The organism is Prevotella sp. tf2-5, assembly GCF_900115435.1.
In the GTDB taxonomy this organism is placed as follows: Bacteria; Bacteroidota; Bacteroidia; order Bacteroidales; family Bacteroidaceae; genus Prevotella.
This window is the reverse complement of record NZ_FOWK01000001.1, coordinates 145,424-165,597: the sequence shown is the minus strand read 5'-3', so window position 1 is coordinate 165,597 and position 20,174 is coordinate 145,424. Positions and strand designations below refer to the sequence as shown.

At 47.4% G+C, this 20,174-nt stretch carries 11 protein-coding genes and 1 pseudogene; 1 reads left to right on the top strand and 11 read right to left on the bottom strand.

From position 1 onward, the window contains the following. Positions 1-196: 196 nt before the first annotated feature. The 11 genes and pseudogenes from BM257_RS00740 to BM257_RS00695 all read right to left on the bottom strand — a co-directional run bounded on the left by BM257_RS00740 (position 197) and on the right by BM257_RS00695 (position 17,855). The gene (locus BM257_RS00740) at positions 197-1,390 is read right to left on the bottom strand and encodes a glucuronyl esterase domain-containing protein (RefSeq protein ID WP_092067246.1); all 1,194 of its coding nucleotides are present in this window, start codon (positions 1,388-1,390) and stop codon (positions 197-199) included. A gap of 5 nt (positions 1,391-1,395) precedes the next feature. Further along, positions 1,396-3,555: a bifunctional endo-1,4-beta-xylanase/feruloyl esterase gene (gene xyn10D/fae1, locus BM257_RS00735; RefSeq protein WP_092067244.1), complete on the bottom strand. Its 2,160-nt coding sequence runs from the start codon at positions 3,553-3,555 to the stop codon at positions 1,396-1,398. Positions 3,556-3,666: 111 nt separating this feature from the next. After that, a complete protein-coding gene (locus BM257_RS00730; protein ID WP_092067242.1) occupies positions 3,667-5,595 on the bottom strand; it encodes an ATP-binding protein in 1,929 nt (642 codons plus the stop codon). A gap of 3 nt (positions 5,596-5,598) precedes the next feature. Continuing rightward, positions 5,599-7,023 (bottom strand): PDC sensor domain-containing protein, encoded by a 1,425-nt coding sequence (locus tag BM257_RS00725; protein WP_092067240.1) that lies wholly within the window; start codon positions 7,021-7,023, stop codon positions 5,599-5,601. Positions 7,024-7,203: 180 nt separating this feature from the next. Continuing rightward, positions 7,204-8,550, bottom strand: a complete 1,347-nt coding sequence (locus tag BM257_RS15240) for a family 43 glycosylhydrolase (protein ID WP_177215984.1) — start codon at positions 8,548-8,550, stop codon at positions 7,204-7,206. Positions 8,551-8,559: 9 nt separating this feature from the next. Then, a pseudogene (locus BM257_RS15235) lies at positions 8,560-9,963 on the bottom strand (glycoside hydrolase family 43 protein); the annotation flags it as partial. A 19-nt stretch (positions 9,964-9,982) separates the two neighbouring features. Continuing rightward, positions 9,983-11,437 (bottom strand): family 43 glycosylhydrolase, encoded by a 1,455-nt coding sequence (locus BM257_RS00715; RefSeq protein ID WP_092067238.1) that lies wholly within the window; start codon positions 11,435-11,437, stop codon positions 9,983-9,985. A 32-nt stretch (positions 11,438-11,469) separates the two neighbouring features. Next, positions 11,470-13,491 carry a family 43 glycosylhydrolase gene (locus BM257_RS00710; RefSeq protein ID WP_092067236.1) on the bottom strand — a complete coding sequence of 674 codons (2,022 nt, stop codon included), beginning with the start codon at positions 13,489-13,491 and terminating at the stop codon, positions 11,470-11,472. 5 nt (positions 13,492-13,496) lie between these two features. Continuing rightward, on the bottom strand, positions 13,497-15,416 hold the full coding sequence (locus tag BM257_RS00705) for a bifunctional carbohydrate acetyl esterase/feruloyl esterase (RefSeq protein ID WP_092067234.1): 1,920 nt from the start codon (positions 15,414-15,416) through the stop codon (positions 13,497-13,499). A 448-nt stretch (positions 15,417-15,864) separates the two neighbouring features. After that, a complete protein-coding gene (locus BM257_RS00700; RefSeq protein WP_092067232.1) occupies positions 15,865-16,611 on the bottom strand; it encodes a glycosyltransferase family 2 protein in 747 nt (248 codons plus the stop codon). After that, positions 16,608-17,855, bottom strand: coding sequence for a glycosyltransferase family 4 protein (locus BM257_RS00695; RefSeq protein ID WP_092067728.1), 1,248 nt, complete (start codon positions 17,853-17,855; stop codon positions 16,608-16,610). Before BM257_RS00695 ends, BM257_RS00700 begins: the two co-directional genes overlap by 4 nt. A gap of 516 nt (positions 17,856-18,371) precedes the next feature. On the opposite strand from BM257_RS00695, the gene BM257_RS00690 reads away from it, so the two are divergent. Continuing rightward, positions 18,372-20,162 (top strand): aminopeptidase P family protein, encoded by a 1,791-nt coding sequence (locus tag BM257_RS00690; RefSeq protein WP_092067230.1) that lies wholly within the window; start codon positions 18,372-18,374, stop codon positions 20,160-20,162. Positions 20,163-20,174: the final 12 nt, after the last annotated feature.

Here is a 20,174-nt window from a genome sequence, read left to right as displayed (position 1 = left end):
TAAATATAAATAGGTTTTATACAAACTTTCTTATGAACTTCGCACAAGGTGCTATTGATGCCGCAAAATTACAAAAAGAAATGTTAAAAGGTGTTTTCAGAACGTAACACGAAGTTTGCGAAATGTAGCACAAGCAGAAGATGTTACAATTCGCAAACTTTTAAGATACAAATGCGAAAGTAGGCAAAACGCTTTATTACTGGTCAAATACAGTAATTTGTATATTGTTGGTGTCAGTTTTTTTTCCTAATAAAAACTTGTCAATGAATGCTTCAACTTCAGGGTATTGACGCTCGGGAAGCATGCAATGGGGATGTCCTCCTACGATGGAATACCCCATTCGGTCTTCAATGCCAAATTGTTGCCATACCTTGCGTGCTGCTTTGGCGGACACCACCGCTGAGCGGTCGGCAAGCCATTTGTAGTCAGGGTTGCCAAGGATAAGCAAGGCACGGGGGCATATCATGGCACATAATTCATGGTGGTCGTAGGGCATGTGGTAGACACTGTCACCAGAGAAGGTGGTGCGCATAGTTTCCAGGAACCAGTGGTAGTCGGTTTTCTCTAAACACTCTACGCTGTCTAACTGATGGGAGATGCGCCATGCGGCAGCCCCTCCACCTCCCGGTTCCTGGGCAATGGTGAGAGCGATGCGCTCATCAAAGGCACCACAGAAAAGTGCCATTTTACCGGCATACGAGCATCCAGTCACACCGATGTGTCGCATATCTATTTTCGTCTGTTCCTCACCTAATAATTGAAGTCCGTCAATGAGCCGACTTAGTCCCCATGCCCATTCACTATAGGCACCATTGTCCTTTAACTCCGGGTAGAGGCGGTCGAAAGGATGCTCACCCCTGTCGTGGTGTGGTCTCCATTGGGAGTAGTCGTTCACTTGTGCCTCATGAAATGTCATCGTGGCGATAGGACGCTTCTCAAAGAGGGGTTTGGGAAGGCTCAGCATACTGGTACCGATCATCAAGGCATAGGGTGCCTTGCCTGTCTGGGGGTAATGGATGGTGGAGCGTAGCGTGAGGGTCTCGCCATGAATGGTGACATCGACGATGAGGGTGTCCCCGTTCATCCGTGCCTTTACGTTCTCTTTATCGACAGCGGGCTTCATGCCAATACCGTAATGTTGTATCTCTGCGGCTATCTCGCTGCGTCGTTGTGCCCATTCGTTGAAATGGGTGACTTTTCCTTCTCCATTACTCCATGCTAAAGGATCTGGCAAATCCTTACATTCTGATAATTGGTCGTAGCCAGGCATCTCAGGGGGGGCGTAATGACTGCCAGTATGTTCTTGGTCATAGACCAAAGGAAGTTGTTGGCTATGCGCATAAAGCCCATAGCCAACAACCAAGAGGAAGGATATGATATTCCTATACATTAATCTTATTTGAATAACAGTTGTGCCATCTGATAGAGACTTCTGCGCCATGTCAGGAACTCATGGGCAGTACCCTCGGAGATATAGCCGTGGGCATTGAGACCAGCAGCCTTCAGATGTGCTGTCGACTCCTTGATAGCGTCAGGACGCTCTTTGCTGCCACAGCTCTGGAAGATAAGTTTTACCTGTTTCTTGTCCTTGATGTCATCAGGTTCATACTGTCCTCCGCTCAACAACCCGTAGCTGCCGAAGACCTCTGGACGGCGCAAGGTGATGAGTTTTGTCTCGATACCTCCCATTGACAGACCAGCCATCGCACGATTCCACTTGTCTGCTTTGGTGGCGAAGTTTGCGTCAATATAAGGTACTAGCTCATCAACCAATAAAGTCTCAAACTCCTTGGCTGTGAATTGTCCGATGGTGCCAAACTTGATATCGTTGGTCAGTCCGTAGGTCATAACAATGATAAAAGGTTTAATCTTACCATCAGCTATCAGATTGTCCATGATGAGGTTGGCATGTCCTTGGTTGCTCCATGCATTCTCGTCTTCACCCCATCCGTGTTGCAGATAAAGAACAGGGAAACGTTCCTTCTTGTCTTTTCCATACGTAGGAGGTGTGTAGACAAAAGCACGTGCCGTGGTACCTGTACTCTTAGAGGGAAACAGTACCTGTTGTACGTTGCCATGAGGAATATCCATGCGACAAGCATAGAAATCTTTGTCGTGGGCAGGAATCTCAATACCGCTTTCCCATCGGCAAGAGCCGAAATAGTTATGTGTGCCAGGATCATTGAACGTACCACCGTCAATCGTCAAATGATAGTAGTGGAAACCCTCATCCATCGGTCCTTCTGTCGTCCCTGTCCATATTCCATCTTTGTCTTTACGCAGTACGGTACCTCCGCGACCGCCAAGACCAAGACTGACAATGACAGATTTCGCATCGGGAGCCACCACGCGGAAACGTGCAAAACCTTCAGAGTTTACCATAGGATACTCTTGTCCGTGTTGGTTCAGTTCATTAGGACGGAAATCCTCCTTAGGTTGATAATTATCGAGTTTCGTATCAAAGTTCTTAATGACCAGATAGGACTTCTTGGGTTTGTAGTTCTCGTCGAAAGGCAGGGGATGGTTGTTCACACCCAGCCATGAGTCACGATCGGAGAGGTTCCAGAAAGTGACACAGTCAATGACGTCCTTATGCTTACGGAAGATACGGAAGATGCGGTTGTACTGATCTTCCTGTAGCGTGGCGATATAAGGAGCCTGTGGTTTCGTCTCTCCTCGTGAGAAACGGAGCTGTCCGCCCTGCTCGGTATTGGTGCGTAGGTCAAGTTCTGTGACATGGATATGCTTCACCAGTTCTGCGTATTTGGTAATCGCAGCATCAATATCTTCCTCAGAGGGACCATAGATGTTGTAGTGTCCTTGCATACCAATACCATGGATGGGCACACCCTGTTCCTGCATTTTCTTTACCATATTATAGATACGGTCACGCTTGCCGGGGTCGCACTCATTGTAGTCATTATAGAATAGCAGCGCATTGGGGTCTGCCTCATGGGCAAACTCAAAAGCTTTGGCGATAAACTCATCACCACAGAGTTTGTAGGCAGTACTCTCCCTGTATGGGTTAGCAGGATGTCCTGGCCATCCGAAAGCCTGGTCTGCGATAGCCTCGTTGACGACATCCCAGCAATATACTACATCTTTATAACGGTTGACTACTGCATGGATATGCTCACGAAGACGTTCGTAAAACACTTCTTTCTTCACGGGCTTCCCCTTTTTGTCGTAGAACATCCAGTCAGCAAACTGAGAATGCCAGCACAGACAGTGTCCTCTCAGTTTGATGCCTTTCTCACGGCAGAAATTGGCTATGCTGTCAGCACCCCCCCAGTTCCATACGCCTTCTTTGGGGTGTACGGAGACGGGTTTCATGTCATTCTCAGCGGTAATGCTGTTAAACTCCTTTTGGATCAGTGCCATTTGCTCTGGTGTTACTACGTTCCTCTGGTTAACAGCGACACCAATGGAGAAATAATCTTTGTAGGTGTCCTTCATACCCAGTCCGGCATTGGGGTCAGGAGCCTGTCCCCATTGTGCCTTAGCGATGCCGCAGATCATCACGAGCATCAAAGTCAGGTGAATTGTTTTTTTCATTGTTTTAATGATATGTTGGTTTAGTTATTATGAAATTGGTTACAAAGATACAAACAAATGTACGAAAATGAATACTTGTTTGTATCAATTAGTTTTGGAAATGTAACAGAATCAGAAATCTGTCAAGGGAATTTCCAGAATGAAGCGTGAGCCTGTGGTAAAAGTTGTGTCCAGGGTAAGCTCTCCACCCAGTAAACGGGCTGTTTGACGGGAGAGAGGAAGACCCAGCCCTAGTCCCTCGTTGAAATCGTCGAGTTTGGAAAAAGGAGTGAAGATCTTCTCTTGGTTATCTGCGGAAATACCAGGTCCGTTGTCCTCTATCAGCCATCGCACATGGCTGTCATCTCGTTGTATCCTCACCAAGACCTTTCCTTCCTCGGCTTGTTTAGCCGTGAATTTCTTGGCATTGTAGAGCAACTCGTTCATCACGTTGCTCAGAAGTTTCTGGTTAGTGTGGATTGTCAGTGTGTCAGGGACCTCTGTCTCCAGCGTTATCATACAAGGGATATCTACCATTCGGGTATCGCAGATAGCGATAGCCTCTCTAGTGAAATCGTTGCACTTCAGTACGTCATCCATAGCAATGTGTTGCTCACTGTCAATAGAGGACGAGTCAACCAGCATAGCCACCATACGGGTGATGTGGTCGGCATTCTGTTTCATGGTGGTAGTGATACTGGTAATCTCTTCTTGTGGTATATTCTCGTAATCGTCACGAATCACCTGTGCAAAGCCCATGATGATATTCAACGGTGTACGTATCTGGTGCAGCATGTCTTGGATGAAAGCCGTCTTTTGTCTGCTAGCCTCCTCCGCCAGTTGATGGGCATGTATCAGTTCCTCGTTGCGTTGCTCCGTTTCGGCATTGACTTTCTGAAGGTTGTTGACATGCTCGTTGAGAGACTGCTGCATGGCGACAAAGTTGGTCTGGAGCCTTCCGATGACATCCTTCTGCTTGATGACATGCACCTCTTCATCAAAATGCCCGTTGGTGATATGTCGGGCCTGTCGCGACAACTGGTTGAGCGGGGCGATGAAGTAGGCGACAGTCTTTCTGCTATAGAGGAGAATCAACAGGAGTCCGATAATTGCCAATGGGATGACGATATAGATAAAACGGTAGTAGGAATGGAAGATGTCGTGTTCCGGACAGACGATGGCGATGCTCCATTGGGTCTGTGGCAGTGGGCGGTAGAGGACATAGCATTTCTGGTCGTTGATATTGACCTCCAGGATTCCCTTCTTACCACTGGTCATCTCATGACCCAGGGTGATGATATCCGTATTCTTTGTAGGATCGGTATCTGAGTAGATGGTCTTTGAGAGAAGCTTGGTGGAGTCAGGATGCACGAAGTAACGACCGTCTTCGCCCAGCATCACACAATAGGAGTTCTCATAAGGTTTCTCCGCGGATATCATATGAGAGAGCCAAGGCAGTGAGAGGTCTGTGGCAATGACTCCCACAAAGTGATGCTCGGCAGTATACAGGGGCTTGCAATAGGAGACGATAATCTGGTCAGCCGACAGGGTTCCTTCGTTATAGTCGTCATAAGGGTCTACCCAGCAGGCTTCTCCTTTTTTCTTGGGGGTCGCATACCATACTTTCTCGAAATACTCGTATTCACCCTCCCTCTCTGTAGTGATGGAATCGCCGTTTCTGACAGAGTAAGCCGAGAAATATCGTCCATATTGTGGGAAGAATTCTGGCTCCATCGTGATAGAGCAGCCGTTGAAATGGGGGTTTATTGCTACGATACGGTGTGTGTACTCCAGCAAGGAGTCTGGTGTCAGATGTCGAAGGATGAGTCCCTCCATCGTGTTGGTGGCGACCTCCACCTCCTGCAGATATTTCGTCACCCGTAGCGAGGTGTTGTCCAATATCCGCTCCGCATGTTCTATAGCCTCCTGTTTGACGATCTGACGTGACCGAAGGAATAGAAAGCCCAGAGTGCCCATGAATCCTGCGATGACAAGGAGCAGGATACCAACACTTAGTTTGCTGGCAAGCGACTGTCGGATATGTTGGAAGGGGTATGTCATAGACTATTCTTCTTTTTTCTTTTCTGATATCTCAAGTATCCGGGTAAGCATGGAGGTAATTGCCTTCGAGTTGTCATCCAGCTTCTTGGTCATCTGAGTGATGTCATCCTTGTTGAGCTGCTGATGCTTCTGTTGGATGGTCTCCACGATACAGCTGATGGTTTCTGACGGCTTAACCATTTGGTCTGTCATGTTCTGGAGGAAGGTCGACTTGATACGATTCGCCTCCTGTGCATGGTCATGAGCCACCTGTAAGGCTTTGTTATGCTCGGAGAGTACCAATTGTTGCTGTTTGATCTCATGAAGGTAATTTGACAACGACAACTGCATGGAGTGGAACGCCCGTTGCAAGTGTCCTATCTCGTCAGAGCGGTGAGAGGTGGGAATAGGCTCGTCATAATTTCCCGCAGTCAACTGTTGAACAGCTCCGTCGAGTTCCCGAAGTGGTCGGATGATACGCTCTATCAACAGGAAACAGCAGAAGAAAAGCACGATAAGTCCTACGATGCCTATCAGCATCATCAGGAATTGCAGGTAGTAATAGCCTGCGAAAATCTGTCCTTCGTAATAGACATAGTCTATACTCCACTTTGTGTTCTTATAGGGCTTGTAGAAGATATAGCTGGGATAGCCATAGAAATCAGCATAGATGTATCCGCTCTCTCCTGCGATCATCGACTGTGCCAGTTGCTTTAACTGTTCGTTGGGAGTTTCTTTCAGTGTCCGGTCCACACTACCTGGCTTCAGCATCGTACTGTCTGGATGGATGATAAAGGACCCGTTCTTGCTCATCAATGCAAAAGAGGAGTTGGGGAGTATCATATTGTGCTCTATTTTGTTTGACAACCAGACAAGCGAGATGTCTGCTGCGATAACACCAATGATACGACCCTTTTCACGGAGGGGGACACTATAGGAGATAATGGGATGGGGATAGACGGTCTCGTCGACGAGCGGGTCTGTCCAGACGGCATGCCCCTCTTTGACGGGTCGTTCCACCCATTCCTGTTGTGCCAGAGGGTCTGTCCCGAAATGGTCACCCTTGACAATCTGTTTGTTCTTACGATAATAATACACCATTTCCCGCCCATCCAGGAAAGCAATGGCACATCCTTCGATGGTCGGGTTGCTTTGGAGAAACTCCTGACAATACGCTGCCAGCGCGTCGGGTTGGTTGGTATGATGCTCGACGCTCCAATGTACATTATTGACAGCCGTCTCTGTAGAAGACAATAAGTTATCAATGCTGAGGATGGCAGCGTCTACTGTCTTCTCTGCCCTTGCCAGTGCTTCCTCTTTGATCGCCTGATGCGCAAAATAGAACATGATCACGACATTGGCGACGAACAGCAGAGCGACAAATGCCACGATCCATAGGCTGAGCCTGATGGAGAAAGACTTATGGGAAAGGATATTTAGTCTTCTCATTGCCCTGCAAAGATAAAGAAAAAAGAAGATACGACCAAGTTTTAGCAGATATATTTGATAGTAAACAGCCCCTTCAAAGTAAATTCAGTGTATTTACTGAGTAAATTCAGTGTATTTACTTACCAAATTCAGTGAATTTACCGACTAAATTCAGTGAATTTACTGAGAAGGGTCATAGTACTATCTAAACTCCCACCAGTCGAGACGGGTGTCTCCTTGTGTCTTCTCGAAACAGAGATAGAGGTCGTGAACCCCTGCGGCATCCTTCACCTTGGCGCTAAACGACTTGTATTTCTCGACGGAGCCGGTGCTCTTGATGATGGCTGTGCCGATGACGGGACCATCCTGACTGTCGAGACGGAGGGTGACGGCACAGCTGCCTGTAGAAGCGGCAGTGATACAGAACTGCTTGGCGCCCTTCTTGAAATCGACACCCCGCAGACGGATATATTCACCATCGTTCAGGTCGTAGATATACATGTTCCGTTTGCCAGTAGACGCAGGCATATCGGCAACGACACCCGTATTAGGAATTCCCATCTTTGCAGATTTCAGTCCAAAGCCCCATGCCATCGTCTCAGCCTCCACACGCTGGTAGGGATTGAGCCAGTGCAGTTGTTTCATGGGTTGCTGGTCGAGCCAATAGGGTACCTCCTCGATGGTGCCGTCAGCATGATAGGTGATCTCTGTCGCCGACACACTACGACGCTCATGATGTACGAAGGTCTCTAAGTGCATCAGGTCATAGTTCTGTCCGAAGACATACGAGTGTCCCTTATAGTCGCAGATCCCAGGATGGTTACCACGATCACGCGGGGTCGGTTTCATGATATAACCCTTCCATTCCCAGGGTCCCGTAGGAGAGTCGCTCATGGCATAGCCCAGGGCCTCAGGACAACAGGTGGAGGCAAAGCCGAGGTAATAATGTCCATGACGCTTGTAGAACCAAGGACCTTCCTGATAGTTGGGGATGTGTGGCAACTTCGTCACACCACTCGTCAGCGAGGTCATGTCGTTGCCGAGCTTTGCCCAGTAAGTATGGGGATTACCCCAGTACATATATGCCTGACCGTCATCGTCTGTATAGACAGAGGGGTCAATGTCAAACCAGTTGCTCTGGTCCCATACCAGCGGTTTGCCGAGTGGGTCTTTGAAGGGTCCGTAAGGCGAGTCTGCCACCAAGACACCAATACCATGTCCGTGGAGTGGGGCATAGAGATAATACTTGCCGTTACGCGCTACCGTCTGTATCGCCCAGGCACCATTCTCACGACTGCGCCAGGGGAAGTCCTTGAGGGAGGCGACGGCACCATGTTCTGTCCAGTTCACCATATCGGTGGTCGACCATAACAGCCAGTCGTACATGAAGAATCCAGCGGAGCCTTTCTCATTCTCGTCGGGGATGTCCTCTGGAGAGGCGTCATGTGACGTGTATAAGAACAAGGTGTCTCCCACGACTAGTGGTGAAGGGTCGGCGGTAAACTTTGTCTGAAAGAGGGGCATGTTCACCTGTTCCAAGCCACGCATCTCCCACCAGTCGAAGTTAAAGAGCTTAGGACCTTTACGTCCTGTGAAGACAAGATACAGGTCGTGGGTGGTTGGGTGTAGAGAGTTGAGAATGGAGAGGGGGTAGTCCAGGTCGGCAGTGAGGGTCTGCCATTGCTCCCATCCACCAGTGGCAGGAACCTCCAAGCGACCTAGCAGTTGTCCGCCAATGCTGTCAATACGGATCTCAATGGCACCACCACGCAGTCCACTTGCCACACGGGCAGTGAAGGTGCGTGGTGTCTTCTTGCCAAACTCCACGTTCTGCAGTTTGATATAGTCGCTGTTGTGGATGCTTGTCACATAGACACCTATCTGGTCGTTCTGCTCTGTCTTGATACCCTTGGAGAATGCCATCGTCTCTGCCTCTACCTTACGATAGGGATTGAAAGTGTCGATGGGTTTCACTCCCTCGTTCGTCGGCATGATGGTGGGGAAGCTGCCATCGGCGTTATACTTGAACTCCTCTACGGCGACACTACGTCCAAAACCGCCACCACCAGGAAGTTTTCCTGTATGGTAGAAGAAATAACTATGTCCTTTGTAGTCGGTGACACCACAATGGTTGGTAAATGACTGGGTGTCACATAACGGCATGATCTCTCCTGCGTATTTCCAAGGACCAACGGGTGAGGGTGCCGTACTATAGGAGATATGCTCTGGGACTCCACCTGCCGCATATAGTAGCTGGTAAGCTTTGGAAGGATCCGCTTGATACTTGGAACGGTCCACTTTCCTAAGCCAAGGTCCCTCGACATAGCCGTCCTTGTATTTTTTGTCTTTCTCTCGCTTACTCATCATTGGACCGCCGAACGCGTCCTCCGTCATGTCGAGGAGTCCCAACTCTCCACTGTATGATATCATGTCCTCATTCAGCTTCAGATAGTAGCACTGGGGGTTGCCCCACATCAACCATGCCTGTCCGTTGTCATCAATCAAGACGGTAGGGTCGATATGGTCCCAGCTGCCGTTCTCAAAGAGAGGTTTGCCAATAGCATCCTTGAAAGGACCTGTAGGTGTGTCACCTACGGCAACACCGATCGCCATACCGTTGGAGAGTTTGGAATGGGCACAGATATACCAGTAGAACTTCCCATTACGCTCGATACACTGACTTGCCCATGCACGGTCGTCAGCCCACGAGAAACTCTCCAAGGCAAGGGGAGAGCCATGGTCGGTCCAGTTGACCATATCCTGTGTGGAATAGACTCGCCATTCCTGCATCCAAAAGAAGTCGGCACCGTCTTCGTCATGTCCTGTATAGACATACATCGTCCCGTCATGCACCATAGGTGCCGGATCGGAGGTATACCATGTTTGTACGAAAGGATTCTGTGCCTGTAGGGTAGTAAATCCCAATAGTCCTAAGAGTATTGTTAGCTTTGTCGTTTTCATAGAATGCTACTTGTGATATTTATCTTTGTTGGAAATTCCATTTGGAATTGTCGGTGTTGAAATCATATTCTGCGAGAGAGGGTGTACTGTCACCGGCAGAATAGAGGCAGTATTTCTTATTAAAACCCTCTTGTCCGGGTATGGCGAATGGCATGAGACGGAAGGAACCGTCAGTCAACTGCTCAATCCACCATAACTGGTTGTCTTGTCCTTCAAATTCCTTCGTGGCAACTTGTAGGTCGGCAGTCGCTGTCAATGCACGGGTTGTTCCTTCTATATAAATCTCATAGAGGGGTCCCGTCAACCGTCCGCCTGCCTGTGGTACAGGCTTGATATGCCAGTGCTGCCAGGGTCGGAACATATAGTCGCTGCAGCGGACTGCAATCTCCCCATCTGGCCAGGTGCCGATGACCTCTTCCAGTCTTTGGTCGGGGATGGCCTTGACAGGCTCATTGGGATCTATCTGCCAGAAACGCTGTCGTTCCTGTTCCATGCGGATAAAATCGACGGCAAGTTCCAGACTGTAGCCACGACGCTCGGAGAAGATGGCATACGCCCCGTCTTTTAACTGTTTGCCAGCCACGGGCCATCCATTCTTCCATAACAGCGGAAGGATACCCAGTACAGAACGACCGCTGCGGTCGAAGTCTGCCTCGAAATGACAGGACATAATCTCTACACCGTCGTCAATTACAGTACGTCCGAAATGTCCGGGACCTGTCTTGCGGTCTCCAGCGGCAATGACCATTCTTCCACCGCCATGGAACATGTCACGTCCCACATTGTCGACATAAGGTCCTTCCACATTGCGAGAGCGTCCTACGACAATATTATAGGTAGAGTTCACACCATCACAACAGGTGCCGTGCGTACCAAGCAGGTAATACCAGCCGTCTCGATAGAGCAAGTCTGTCGCCTCACAGTCAATGGCAATGTCTTTCTCCTTGTTGCCTTTGACTCGCTCTCCAGTCTTTGGGTCCAATTCAATCAGGCGGATAGTACCGAAATAGGTGCCGTAACTCGCCCAAAGTCTTCCTGTGGTCGGGTCAAGCAGCAATCCTGGGTCAATGGCATCTTGGTCTTCCATACCGTCCGAGGAGCACACTTCGACAGGGGTGGTCCATTTGAAGTCGGGAGATGTCGGATCAAGGGTCTTGTTCCACATCGTCAGGATGCGACCGTTATGTCCTCCACCCAGTCCACCACCTGTAGCGCCGTAGATGCATAGGTAGCGGTCTCCAATCTTCAGGACATCGGGAGCCGCACCGCCGCCTGGACGATCCGCACCACTATGCCACGACCAACCGTCTTCAGAGATGAGTCCTCCACCACCCGTACCAAAGGTGTAGTATTTTCCCTCACACTCGGCTATCGTAGAAGGGTCGTGGATATAAGGAGCACCTGTCTGTGCCTTAACAGGTGTCATGGCAATGTAAAAATTAAACAATGAAATAAAGAGAAATATACGTTTCATATAGCGTTATATCTTAATTGTTACATTTTAAATTATTGAACTTTTACATTGTAGTCGGTAATCGGTTTTCCTTTCTCATCAATGAAACGAGCACACATGTCGCTTAGACCAGGACCGTTGATGACAGCAACACGTAAGGTGTTACGTCCTTTCTTGAGGGTTAGACGGGGTGACATACCATCATCCTCCACCATACGACGGTCACCTTCCAACATCAATACCTCTTCCCCGTTGAGCCACCATAATGACGCACCATTGGACCCACAGGCGAGTCGGACATTCCGCATCTCCTCAGGACTGTCAATGACAGTCTCACACCAGTAGAAAGAGCCGTAAGTCTGCTTACCGTATTTCTCCGCGAAGCGGAACAGTTTCATGTTATAGGTCTCGCTGTCCATGACATACCACTTCCCTTTTTTACTGTTTGTATTGAACTTAGCGAGCTCTTCACCAAATTTGTGACGTAGCCACGAATAGGTGAAGACGACATTGGAACGGACATCGACGGCGATAGGTTCCAATAGTCTCCAACGGCGGATAAAACCTTCTTGGTCTGGTTGCGACGGGGCTGCGGTAGCTGGGACGGGAGAGAAGTATTTCGGACGGTTCTTGAACTGAATCCAGTTGATGCTGAACGCCGCATTACCCTCGTTGGTAATGACAATGTCTGTTACTCCTTTTGGAAGATATTCCATAGGAACAGTCATCGTGAGCCATTGGTTACTCTGGTCACGACGGAAAGGGGTGGGGGAACCAGGGAATCTCGTCTCACTCTTGACCGTCATAGGAACCTTGGCGATGATCTTTCCCTTTGCCGACTTCTCTCTGACAAAGAACTCGGTATTGTCGGCAGCCTTGACATTGACGACTAGATAAGCGTCTGTTACAGAATTGAAATCAATGTCATTGTAACGCAGCCAGCTACCTTTTTGTGATAATATAGCCTCAAAACTGCGGAAGGTGTTTACAGTGTCAATCAGTTGTGTCGTCACATCGTTGCTTGCACTACTGTAGCGGTCGATCTCGATTCTCTCCACAGCCTGATTGATACCTACGCCACGCATGGTTTGCTTGACCTCCTGGATTGTTCCGTCACTATTGAATGCGATCTTCTCGATACGAGTGGAACGTCGTTTGTCCATATTTGGGGAGAAATCGTTCCGATGATAGAAGATATACCATTGTCCCTTGTATTCCAAAATACTATGATGGTTCGTCCAGCAGTGGTTGTCGTGTTCTGCCATGATGATACCCTTGAAATCCCAAGGACCTAAAGGTGATTTCGACATGGCATAGGCAAGTGTCTCCGTGGGATTGGCACCATTGCTGGTGTTACCACGAACCCATGGGAAGGTCAGGTAATACCAACCATTGCGCTTGAAGGCAAAAGGACCTTCCTTGAAACCGTCGGGCAGCCCTTCCATCACCTGGCCACCCATCTTCATCGGAGGCATCTCTGGCATTCCGTCTCGTTTGGGTATCTTCACTTCCTGTAATTCCCCATCCAGTTCTAGCATGTTTTCTTTCAGTCTTGCTCCACGAATACCCATGCCGCTCCAGTAAATATACGCAGAACAATCATCATCGATGAGGACGCAAGGATCAATGCCGGATATGCCCATGATAGGTTCCTGCACACAGGTGAATGGACCTTCTGGCTGATTGGCAATGGCTACTCCTACGGCAAAGCCTCGTCCATCTTTGGGAGCATTAGGAAAATAAAAATAATATTTCCCGTTTTTATAGACACAGTCGGGTGCCCACATGGAATAAGCGTCTGTTTTTCCCCAAGGAACTTGCTCTTGTGAAAGGATTACACCATGGTCTGTCCAGTCCGTCAGGTTCTCAGAGGAGAACACATGATAGTCTGCCATACAGAACCAATCCTGTCTTTGTCCTTCTGGAGCAGGAATGTCGTGGGACGGATAGACATATACCTTATTGTTAAACACACGGGCGGTAGGGTCAGCGGCGAATTGGTCACGAATGACGGGGTTCTGTGCTGATACAGCTAATGTGCTTAGAATGGAAATGGACAAAATGATATTTCTCATATATATTATTTAAATAGGTGAGGAATAAACTGACGGAAACAACGACGCCATGTCAACCATTCATGATGAGTGCCTGGGGACACGTAAAAGTCGGTCTTGATACCGGCTTCTTGCAAACTCTTAACTAAAGCCTCAGTACCGAAGTTTTCCTCGCTGCCGCAACTAAGATACAAATAATGTATCTTCTTGTTGAATTCCTCTGGCTTGGAAAACACACCATTGTAGGCAGTCTTCACGTCCAGTCCGAAGATCGCACCACTGAAAGCTCCCATATAGGAGAATTTGTCCATGTTATTCAAAACAAGGTCGAAGGTCTGGTGCCCACCCCATGACAGACCGGCCATCGCACGATGATCTCGGTCTGTTAAGGTGCGGAACTTAGAATCTATGGTTGGTATCAGATCCTGTATCATTACTTGATAGAAGCTGGCACCATACTCACTGAATCCCTGGCGATTGTCACCTCCACGGAATGGAGCCTTCACATCTCCACTCTCCATAACAACAATCATAGGTACTACTTCTTTACTGGCAATCAGGTTGTCCATGATATGTTGCATGTGTCCCTGTTTACCCCATCCTGTCTCATCCTCGCCCATTCCATGCTGCAGGTAAAGTACTGGATAGTGTTTCTTTCCCTTTTCGTACTCCGCAGGGGTATATACCATGGCATGCCGCCATTCCTGAGTTGCATTGGCATAGTAGTAGATAGAACGAACCTGCCCGTGCTCGATTCCTTGTTGTGGGCGATAATAGTCTCCCTCTGCCCCCTCGGGAATCTCTATACCACCAGCCTCACGGTTGCACCCGAAGAATGTCTCTGTGGCGGGGTCGATGACATTTACCCCCCCAATATTGATAAAATAATAATGGAATCCTACCACCAGGGGATCGGTGACAGCACACCAGATTCCTTTCTCGTCACGACGCATGTCATATTTCTTACCACAGATATCTACGATTACACTACTGGCAAGAGGTGCATTCAAACGGAAATAGGCACGGCGCTCTTTGTCAACTTTTGGGAAGTCATTTCCTGGAATGGTGGTCTCAGCGGTCATAGCATCCTCGGGTACGGTAAATGGCGAACGGACATGATAGCCCATTAGTTCTAGCATTTTCTCTCCATATCGACGACCTAGCTCGCGGTAGCCGGCAGCGTCAAAATGTAATTTGTCAGGTCCATTAGAACATCCAGTAGAGGAAATGACTTGAGATGTGTGAAGTGTCTTTGGCAGCTCGTCAATCTGTTTGTTCATTGCAATGCACTGTCCTTCTCCATTGGCTTGTACTACTTCACCAGCCAGGAGTGGTACTTCCTCTGGCTTGAGTTGGAGGTCTCCTAATAAATGGTCATAAACGTTTTGTACCTTGTTCGCCCACTCGGGATCTCCCGTGTTAGACTCTCCCTGATGCATGAGGATGCCTTTGATGACACCGTCTTTTTGTGCTTTTTGGGCAAGGGTGACCAGTCGTTTGTAAGGGTTATTGTCGTATGCCTGCAGCATGCCAGTCATCCAGCCTGGTGCTGTCTTAACGAACTCTTCCATACCTTCAGGCATGAAACCTTCGATGCGGATACCGCCTATAGCGACATGAATGACACCGACACGAATGTTCTCTGGAAGATTTTCTGTCAAGGTTCGTCCGAAATAGTCGACAGGTGTCAGACCTGTGTTGGGACGGCAAAGTGGGGGAAGTGCGTGGCACCATTCTCCCATCTTGCGATTACGTGCAGGGTCGTCGACGGCTGGCATTAGCAGGAAGCGCGGACTGACTCCTTCCAGGTCTTGTGGCTCTATTCGTGCGGCACCTTCCATGTTGGATTGTCCGAAACAAAGGAAAATGTAGAAATTGGGGTCTTGTGCAAAGGTGTCCGCCGTTACACCAAGACAGGTCAGGATTGTGAAGATGATTTTTTTCATAACATATTGAATGGTTGGTTTTTTATTTTTGTTGCAAAGTTAATGCTTTTTCAATCGAAAGCAATTGTCAAATGCAACTTAATCTTTTTCTCATGTAACAAAAAGGTTATATGAATAACACATGTTACAAATGAAAAGGTTCGTGTAACTTCAGAATTTGCAATATTCATAAAAGAGGTGTAATTTTGCGACAGAATCAAAAGAAAAGCATTTTAATCAGCTTAGGTTAGATTTGAAATATTTGATTAGTAGTTATGCTAGTTATGGTTTTAGTCGTGGGGGGCTGACGTGAGTCACCTCCCCATTTGTTTAAAATGATAGAAGTAAAGAATGTGATGAGTACTTTAAGAAAAAAAGATATAAGCCATTACCCATTTGGGTAATTTTTTAGAACTTTACATTGTGAAGGAGTTCGGGTCTGTGAAGATCCGGACTCTATTTTTAAGATTTATATTAATAATGTACGCGCGAGAAACCAAAGATGTAAGAGGATTGTTTGGATGGTGCCGTAATGGTGGCACATAACCTGATAACGTTCTTTTAGAGAGGCTCGATGATTCTGAGTAGTATTACCACCCTCCATGAAGTCGGCAAGGATCGCATTCGTATTCACAAAGGGTAAGTGTTGTTGCTCAGCACGTTTCATTACACGGATGCACCAATCAACATCTGCTGAATGGCGGTATAGAAGGTCGTAATCCTCCTGCTGGGCGATATCCGTCCGTACATAGAAAGCCTGATGGCATACGAGCATACCTTGTTTAAAAGATTTCCATGTGAGCTGTTTCGGGGGACGTAGTCTGCGCAGATGAAGGAATCTACCTTCACTATCTACAATGGAGGTATCACCGTATATAACAGCTGGGGAGTTAGATGATAGTTGACTAACAGTTTCTAAAGTGTTGTTGGAATGAAGGGCGTCTCCTGCATTGAGAAATATGAGATAATCACCAGTAGCTTTGTGCAGCCCTTTGTTCATAGCGTCATAGAGTCCCTGGTCAGGTTCGGAGCGGATGACTACCTTATATGGAACTTGTGCCTTGTAACTTTCAGCCATCTGCACAGTCTCGTCTTTTGAGGCTCCGTCGATGATCAGGTGCTCGATATCCTGATAGGTCTGGGTACAGACACTGTCGAGTGTCCGTTGCAGGACGGATGCCGCATTATAAGTAACTGTAATAATTGTAATTTTCATTGTTCATAGATTTCTAGATAGCGTTGGGCAATGCTCTGTTGTGAATAGTTGCGTGCCACTTTCCTTAAGCATGCTCTTTTTAAGTCCTCTTTGGTTGCTTCGTCAAGTATCCATCGGATTCCTTTAGCGAGGTCAGCAGCGTCTTGATAAGCTGCCACATAACCATTCTCTAGATGGTCTATTTCCTCTGGGATGCCTCCGATGTGGAATCCAACACATGGGATACCGCATGCCATTGCCTCCATAATGGTGTTGGGCAAGTTCTCAGAAAGAGAGGGCAGTATGAATACGTCAGCGGCATTATATACCTTTACGATACGATGCTCGTCATTCACATAGCCCAAAGGGTAACTTTTGAATGGTAAGGGAGTTGTCACTTCCTCTGCATGGCCTCCTAAAACCACCACGGCTGTGTTCTCTCTCATCTCTGGGTATTGGTTGGCCAGCAACTGGCAAGCCTCTGTCAGGTGTTGCATGCCTTTATATGGATTGGTAGCACGCTGTGATACGAAAAGAATGAGACGCAGGTTCGTGGGCAGCCCAAGTTCTTGTCGTGTCTCTTGTTGGTCGATGGGGTGATAAAGATGTGTGTCAATAGGGTTTGGTATATTGATGATGCGTTGATTTTGTAAAAGGGCACTTTTCTGTGCCTCGCCAGCAAGCCATTGGCTGCATGCGACAAATGTAACATGTTGTCCCTCTAACATCTGCCGTTTTTGCTTCCATACCTTAACCGAGAGATCGTTTTTCGAACCTCCTTCTGGTAACAAACGGCAATTTTGGCAACCTGTCTCAAAATGTCTGCAGTCGAGTGTCAAATGGCAAATAGCTGTGGCTGGCCAGATGTCGTGCATCGTCCATACCACCTTCTTACCACTTGTCAGTATCTTGCGGATATCTTTCAAAGAGAGCATGCCTTGGTTAATCCAGTGCAGGTGGATGATGTCTGCCTCCTTAAATTCTCTAATACTCGTAATGTCTGTTCCTGCATTGGCGATATCAATATCAAAGAGATGCTGACGACGACATCGTAAATGAATCCATACACAGAAACGTTCCCAGAGGAAATTCCAATGTAACTTCCACGTTGGAGGTAAACCTATGACTGTGAGGGCATCGGTTTGTTTGTCACGTACCAGCATCTTTGCCCTTACGCCATAGTTGTTCAGTGCCTCCATCAGACGATTGGCAGCCACCGCAGCTCCCCCTGTCCGCTCACTCGTATTGACAATCAATATTCGCATCATGACAAAGGTACGAATAAGTAGGCAAATAACCTCATAATTTGTTGATTTTTTCATTGTTTGCGCACACAATTCGTTGATTTAGGTCAAGAATAGGCGATTTTTGGGCAATAAAAGTGAAAAAGTCATTGTGGGTTTTGAAAATCGATGTAATTTTGCAATGTCAAAAGGAACAAGAGGTTCCAGTAAGACATTCGGTTAATAGATTGTTTTAGGTTAGTAGTAATATTTATAGTTTTAGGTTTTTAGTTATTGGTAATAAGAAAGTTTTAAATGTGTTAGGATAACAGTGGTCGCCGTGAGGCGCTCATAAATTTCTTTTTTAAGCGAATGGTTAGTATTAATTTAGATATCTTGTCGAAAGACAAGCCTTCCAGTCGCAAAGACTGGAATTATTTGAAAAAGGATTTTTAGTTAAACATAGGCTTTGGATGTCGCTGCTCGTGGAGAGTAGCGGCATTTTTTTTGTTTTAAAATTTGTCAGTCTCGCTACATTTTTGTATCTTAGCACCCGATATGGACAAAATAACAGAACGATTAGGACAGTTGAGGGAGGAATTGCGGAGAGAGCATCTGAGTGCTTTTATCTTCCCTACGACAGATCCGCATCATAGTGAGTATACTGCAGACTATTGGAAAGGTCGTGAGTGGATCAGTGGTTTTACAGGTTCTGCGGGTATTGCTGTGGTGACTCTTAAGAGCGCGGCATTATGGACGGATTCTCGTTATTTTATCCAGGCGGGGCAACAGCTCAGGGGGACGGAGTTTCAACTGATGAAGCAAAAAGTGGAAGGTACACCCACTATTCATGAGTGGATAGCTCACGAGTTGATTGATATGGATGATAAAGAGATTGGGGTGGATGGTATGGTTATCTCGGTGGTTGACGTGGAAAAACTGAAAGAGGAACTGAAGCGTTGTGGCGGTATAACCGTGCGTACCAACTTTGATCCACTGCAACGGATATGGAAAGACCGCCCAGCAATTCCGCAGCGTCCTGTGGAGATACACCCCTTGGAGTTGGCAGGGGAGGAGACAACGTCAAAACTTCGACGGATCCGACAGGCACTGCATGAGCAACATGTAGACGGTATGCTTGTGGTAACTCTCGATGATATTGCATGGACATTGAACCTTCGTGGCTCCGATGTTCATTGTAATCCGGTATTTGTTTCGTTTCTTTTGATAGACTCCAATAAAGCAACCTTATATATTAATAAGGTGAAAGTGAGTGGTGAGATTCTCTCTTATCTGAAAGGACAGGGTGTTGAAGTTGCTGATTATGCTGAAATCGGTAAGGGATTACAAGGCTATTTTGAGTATAATATCCTGCTTGATCCAGAAGAAGTCGGCTATACATTGTATCAAAGGGTTAACCGCATTGTCGTGCGTGGAAAATCTCCTATAGCAGCAATGAAAGCTGTAAAGAATGAAAGGGAGCAGGCGGGTTTTAGGTCCGCAATGTTACGTGATGGCATCGCAATGGTCAAGTTCTTGAAGTGGTTGAGTGAAAGCTTGAAAAGAGAAGCAGGTAAAGGAGAGACGGAAATCTCCGTCTCAAGACAATTGGAGTCCTTACGTGCTCGTCACCCCATGTATAGGGGACTTTCTTTCGATACAATAGCTGGTTATGAGGCACATGGTGCCATTGTCCATTATGAGGCGACACCAGAGACAGATGTCGCCTTACAACCCAAGGGGCTTTTGTTATTAGACAGCGGTGCACAATATCAGGATGGAACGACGGACATTACACGAACCATCGCTTTAGGTCCTCTCACGGAAGAACAGCGTCAAGTGTATACATTAGTGTTGAAAGGGCATGTCCAGTTGCAGATGCTTCATTTCCCAGACGGTGCCAGCGGAACACAACTTGATGCCATTGCCAGGAAAGATCTATGGAAGGCTGGCTACAACTATCTGCATGGCACTGGTCATGGTGTGGGGAGTTTCTTGAATGTCCACGAGGGTCCTCATCAGATACGTATGGAATGGTGCCCCGCTAAGATGCATGCGGGGATGACCGTTACGGACGAACCAGGGGTTTATATGGAGAACCGTTTTGGTATTCGTATAGAGAACACTCTTCTTGTTATCCCTTCAGAAGAAACGGAATGCGGACGTTTCTTACGGTTCGAAACATTGACATTGTGCCCAATTGACAAGAACCCAATCGTCCCTGAAATGCTGACGAAAGAGGAAATAGAATGGCTTGACAATTATCATGAGACGGTTTTTGAAAAATTGTCTCCCTTCCTTGATAAGACAGAAAAAGAATGGCTCCGACAGGCTACCTTGCCATTATAACTTCAAAAAAAA